Origin of the sequence: Kitasatospora sp. NPDC052868, assembly GCF_044547105.1 — a bacterium.
GTDB lineage: Bacteria > Actinomycetota > Actinomycetes > Streptomycetales > Streptomycetaceae > Kitasatospora.
In genome coordinates this window covers 1-4,632 of the sequence record NZ_JBITZW010000051.1, presented here as the reverse complement: position 1 = coordinate 4,632, position 4,632 = coordinate 1, and the positions used below count along the sequence as shown (strand labels likewise).

Sequence of the window (4,632 nt, the reverse complement as noted above, 5' to 3'; positions counted from 1 at the left end):
ACCGTCCCGGTCGGCAGCACCCTGCCGATGAAGGCCGGCTCCGCCGCCCAGGTCCTGCTCGCCTGGGAGGAGCCCGAGCGCCTCCACCGCGGCCTCCAGGGCGCCCGGTTCACCGCCACCGCGCTGAGCGGCGTCCGCCGCCGCGGCTGGGCCCAGTCGATCGGCGAGCGCGAGCCGGGCGTGGCCTCCGTCTGTGCCCCCGTCCGCGGCCCCTCCAACCGCGTGGTGGCCGCCGTCTCCGTCTCCGGCCCGATCGAGCGCCTGACCCGCCACCCCGGCCCCCTGCACGCCCAGTCCGTCATCGAAGCGGCCCACCAGCTCACCGAGGCGCTCCGCCGGACCTGACCGGCCGTCCACCGCCGCGCCCTGCCGCGGACCGTCGGGGCCGTGCGGCGTCCTCCCCTCCGGTCGTCGTCCCGGGCACGGGGCCGTCGTCCGACGGTTCCCGGCCCACCGGACACACCTCCCCTGGCGCGGACGTCCGTCGACCGACGGTGCCGGCCGGACGGAAACGAACGGTATGCGACCATATCCGCCATGTTCAGCACATCCCTGCCGGATCGGGGCACCACCTCCCCTGCCGATCCGCGCCGCCGCCTCCTGCTCGAACTCGGTGCGGGCCTGTTGAGCGGGGGCCTGCCCGTCCACGACGTGGAGGAGGAACTGCGCAGGCTCGGCCGGGCCCTGGGGGCGCCCGACGTCCGGGTCGCCGCCCTGACCACCGGGCTGTTCGTCGCCCTGAGCGCGGACGACGCGGTCGCGTTCGAGCCGGTCGGCGCCGCACTCCGGTTTGAGCAGACCGCCGACCTCCTCGACGTGGTGCACCGGCTGCGGGCGGGCGGTCTCGACGGGCACCGGGCACTGCGCGACCTGGACGCGATCCGCCGGGCGCCGGCCCGCTGGCCCGCCTGGGTCGCGGACCTCGGAATGCTGCCGGTCGGCGTGGGGCTCTGCCTCTACCTGCAACCGGTGGCGGTGAACGTCCTCGCCGCTGCGATCGGCTCACTGATCGTGGTGGCCCTCACCATGACGGCCCGCCGCCTGCCACCGCTGCGGCCGCTGCTGCCGGTCACCGCCGGATTCCTCGTTTCCGTCCTCGTCCTCGGGGCCGCCCGGGCCGGACTGCTGGACGGACCGCTGCGCACGATCGTCGCCACCCTGGCGATCCTGCTGCCGGGCGGTCTCCTGGTGACCGGACTGTCGGAGATCGCCGCGGGCGCGGCCAGTGCCGGCACGGCCCGGCTGATGTCGGGCTCCGTCCAACTGGCGCTCTTCCTCACCGGCGTGGTGGCCGCCGCCACCGCCACCGGCGTGCCCGCCTCCGCACTGGCCAACACCCAGGTGGCCACGCCCGGCCGGTGGCTGGTGTGCCTGGGGCTGGCCCTCGCCGTGGCCGGCGTCGTGATCAACGTCAACACCCCGCCGCCCGCGATCCCCTGGATCGTCGCCGTGATCGCGGTGACGACCGCCGTACAGGTCACCGTGACCTCCGCCAACGGCGCGGCGATCGGCGGCCTGGCCGGTGCCGTCACCGCCGCGGCCGCAGCCACCGTCGCCCACTGGCTGCGGCGCGGCTCGTCCTGGCAGGTGCTCTACCTTCCGGCCTTCTGGATCGTGGTGCCCGGCTCCTTCGGCCTGCTCAACACCGCGCAGATCGAGGTCGGAAACGGGGCACAGGCCGTGCTCACCGCCGTGTCGGCCCTGTTCGGCGTCTCCGTCGGCACCCTGATCGGCTCGGTGATCAGCCGCGTTCCGCGCCCGACGGCCGCTCTGCTGCGACGACGGCCCTGACTCCGGCGTCCGCCCTCCGCCCTCCGCCGCCGCGCCCGGCCGAGGCCCTACGGCCGGCCGGTGAGCAGGTCGGCGACGAGCGCGATGCCCTCGGTGATCGCCCGGATCCCCACGTTGCCGAAGCCCAGGATGAGTTGGGCGGGCGCGGCGGCCTGGGAGGCGCGGCAGACGCTCATGCCGTACAGGCCGACGGATCGCGCCCGGGCCGCCGCGAGGACGTGCTGTTCGTCCGCTCCGGCGGGCAGTCCGGCGACGGCGTGGAAACCGGCGGCCAGACCGGTGACCGGCACCTCGGGGGCGTGTTCGGCCAGCGCGGCCAGCAGGGCGCCGCGGCGGGCCGCGTACCCGGTGCGCATCCGGCGCAGGTGGCGGTCGAAGTGCCCCGATTCGATCAGTGCGGCCAGGGCGAGTTGGTCGAGCGTGGGTGTGCCGCGGTCGCTGCGCTGCTTGCGGTCGGCGATCGGCCCGACCAGGGCGGGCGGGCAGAGCATCCAGCCGATCCGCAGGGCGGGGGCGAGGGACTTGCTGACGGTCCCGCAGGAGACGACCCGGTCGGGGGCCAACCCCTGGAGTGCGCCGACGGGTTCGCGGTCGTACCGGAACTCGGCGTCGTAGTCGTCCTCGATGATGATCGCGTCGCGCTCCCTCGCCCACGCGGCCAGGGCGAGTCGGCGCTCCGGACTGAGGAGGACGCCGGTCGGCCACTGGTGCGCGGGGGTGACGACGACGGCGCGCGCGTCCGTCGCGGCCAACGCCCGGACGTCGATGCCGTGTTCGTCGACCGGTACGGGGGTCGCGCGCAGTCCCGCCGCCGCGGCGGCCGCGCCGATCGTGGCCGGTGAGCCCGGGTCCTCGAAGGCCACCGTCCGGACGCCGTCGTCGGCCAGCACCCGCAGGGCGAGGCCGAGGCCCTGGGCGTAGCCGTTGCAGACGACGATGTGTTCCGGGTCCGCCGCGGCGGCGCGCACCCGGCGCAGGTAGCCGGCCAGGACTTCACGCAGCACCGCACTGCCGCGCGGGTCGCCGTAGCCGAAGTCCGCGGTCGGCATGGCACGTGCCGCGGCCCGGGTGGCCCGCAGCCAGTCCTGCAGCGGGAAGGCCCCCAAGTCCGGTACGCCCCATTGGAAGTCGGCCACCAGGCCGGGGGTCGCCGGGCCCGGCCGGGCGGCTCCGGGCGGCGGCGCGGCGCAGGCCGCCACCCGGGTGGCGGAGCCGGGCCTGGTCACCAGGTAGCCCTCGGACTGGAGTTGGGCGTAGCACTCCTGCACGAGACCGCGCGAGAGACCGAGTGTGCGGGCGAGTTCGCGGGAGGAGGGCAGCCGTTCGCCGACCTGGAGGCGGCCGGCCCGGATCGCGGTGCGCAGCCCCTGCTCCACCTGGGCGCGCAGCGGGCGGCCGCTGGTCCGGTCGACGGCGAGTAACAGCTCGGGCGGGGAACTGGACCACTCCAACGGCATGGAACTGGAGCTTACCGGCGATCCGGAGGGGCCCTTAGCGTTCCTGCCGTGACCAAGACCAAGACCCTCGGCTCGACACCTCCGCCGCTCGCGGCGCGCCCACCGCTGCTGACCAGGCCGCTCCTGCTGCGCTTCGTCTCCATCCTGGGCTCCTCGACCAGCCTGTACCTGCTACTGCCGGTCGTCCCCGGCTATGCCACGGCCGGCAGCGGGAGCGGTGGGGCGGCCGGCCCGGCCACCGCCGCGCTGATGCTGGCGACGGTGGCGGGCGAGTTGGCGACGCCCGGTCTGGTCGACCGTTACGGCTACCGGGCTGTGCTGACGGCCGGCCTGGTGCTGTTGGGGGCACCAGCGCTGGCGCTGCCGCTCTCGCAGGACCTGTGGTGGATCGTCGTGGTCTGCCTGCTGCGCGGGCTGGGCTTCGGCTTCGCCCTGGTGGCGGGCGGCGCGCTGACGGCGTCGCTCATCCCGGCCGAACGGCGCGGCGAGGGGCTGGCGCTGGTCGGCGTCGTCAGCGGGGTGCCCTCGCTGGTGGCGCTGCCGTTGGGCGCATGGCTCGCCTCGCACGTCGGCTACGGGGTGGTCTTCACGGCGGGGGCCGTCGCCTCGCTCGCCGCGATCCCGGCGGTACCCGGCCTGCCCGACACGATCCGCGCGTCGGGGCGACCGATCGGCATCCTGGAGGGGATGCGGACGGCGGCACTGCTGCGTCCCGCGGTGGTCTTCGCGGCCCCGGCCGTCGCCGCCGGGATCATCGTCACCTTCCTGCCGCTGGTCGTTCCCGCCTCGGCCACGGGTCTGCTCACCGCGGCGCTGTTCGTCCAGCCCGCGACGGCGACGGCGGCCCGCTGGCTGGCCGGCCGGCTGGGGGACCGCCTGGGCCCGGGCCGCCTGGTGCTGCCCGGGCTGCTGCTGTCGGCCGTCGGCATGCTGCTGATGGTGCTGCTCCGCAGCCCGGTGGCCGTCGTCCTCGCCGTCGGCGTCTTCGGGATCGGCTTCGGCATCTCCCAGAACGCCACGCTGGCCCTGATGTACTCGCGGGTCCCCGCCGCCGGCTACGGCACCGTCAGCGCCCTGTGGAACATCGCGTACGACGCCGGCATGGGCGCCGGCGCCCTGGCCTTCGGCTGGCTCGCGGCGGGCACCGGCTACCCCTGGGCCTTCGCCCTGACCGGCGTCGCGATGCTGGCCGCCGTCGTCCCGGCCTGGTACGACCGGCGCGCGGGGGCCGGCGCAGCCGGCCGCTGAGGTGCGGGCGGCACCGCTCCGAGCGGCCGGCCGGCGATCCCTACGAGCCGGCGGTGGCCGCCTCCAGGGTGGTCGCCATGATCGGGCTGGTGAAGGTGTTCGTCGCGTCGCCCGTGGAGGGGTGGTAGGAGCCCCA

Annotated in this window: 4 protein-coding genes; 3 read left to right on the top strand and 1 reads right to left on the bottom strand. The window is 75.8% G+C overall.

The features are described 5' to 3' along the window. Together ACIGZJ_RS36815 and ACIGZJ_RS36810 are read left to right on the top strand one after the other, a co-directional pair. On the top strand, nucleotides 1-345 hold a 345-nt coding region (locus ACIGZJ_RS36815; protein ID WP_396461374.1), incomplete at its 5' end, for an IclR family transcriptional regulator C-terminal domain-containing protein. Nucleotides 346-537: 192 nt separating this feature from the next. Continuing rightward, nucleotides 538-1,791 carry a threonine/serine exporter family protein gene (locus ACIGZJ_RS36810; protein WP_396461373.1) on the top strand — a complete coding sequence of 418 codons (1,254 nt, stop codon included), beginning with the start codon at nucleotides 538-540 and terminating at the stop codon, nucleotides 1,789-1,791. A 47-nt stretch (nucleotides 1,792-1,838) separates the two neighbouring features. On the opposite strand, the gene ACIGZJ_RS36805 is transcribed toward ACIGZJ_RS36810, so the two are convergent. Beyond that, the gene (locus ACIGZJ_RS36805; protein ID WP_396461372.1) at nucleotides 1,839-3,248 is read right to left on the bottom strand and encodes a PLP-dependent aminotransferase family protein; all 1,410 of its coding nucleotides are present in this window, start codon (nucleotides 3,246-3,248) and stop codon (nucleotides 1,839-1,841) included. 48 nt (nucleotides 3,249-3,296) lie between these two features. Here ACIGZJ_RS36805 and ACIGZJ_RS36800 point away from each other — a divergent pair, with 48 nt between their 5' ends. After that, the gene (locus tag ACIGZJ_RS36800; RefSeq protein ID WP_396461371.1) at nucleotides 3,297-4,496 is read left to right on the top strand and encodes an MFS transporter; all 1,200 of its coding nucleotides are present in this window, start codon (nucleotides 3,297-3,299) and stop codon (nucleotides 4,494-4,496) included. Nucleotides 4,497-4,632 lie beyond the last annotated feature (136 nt).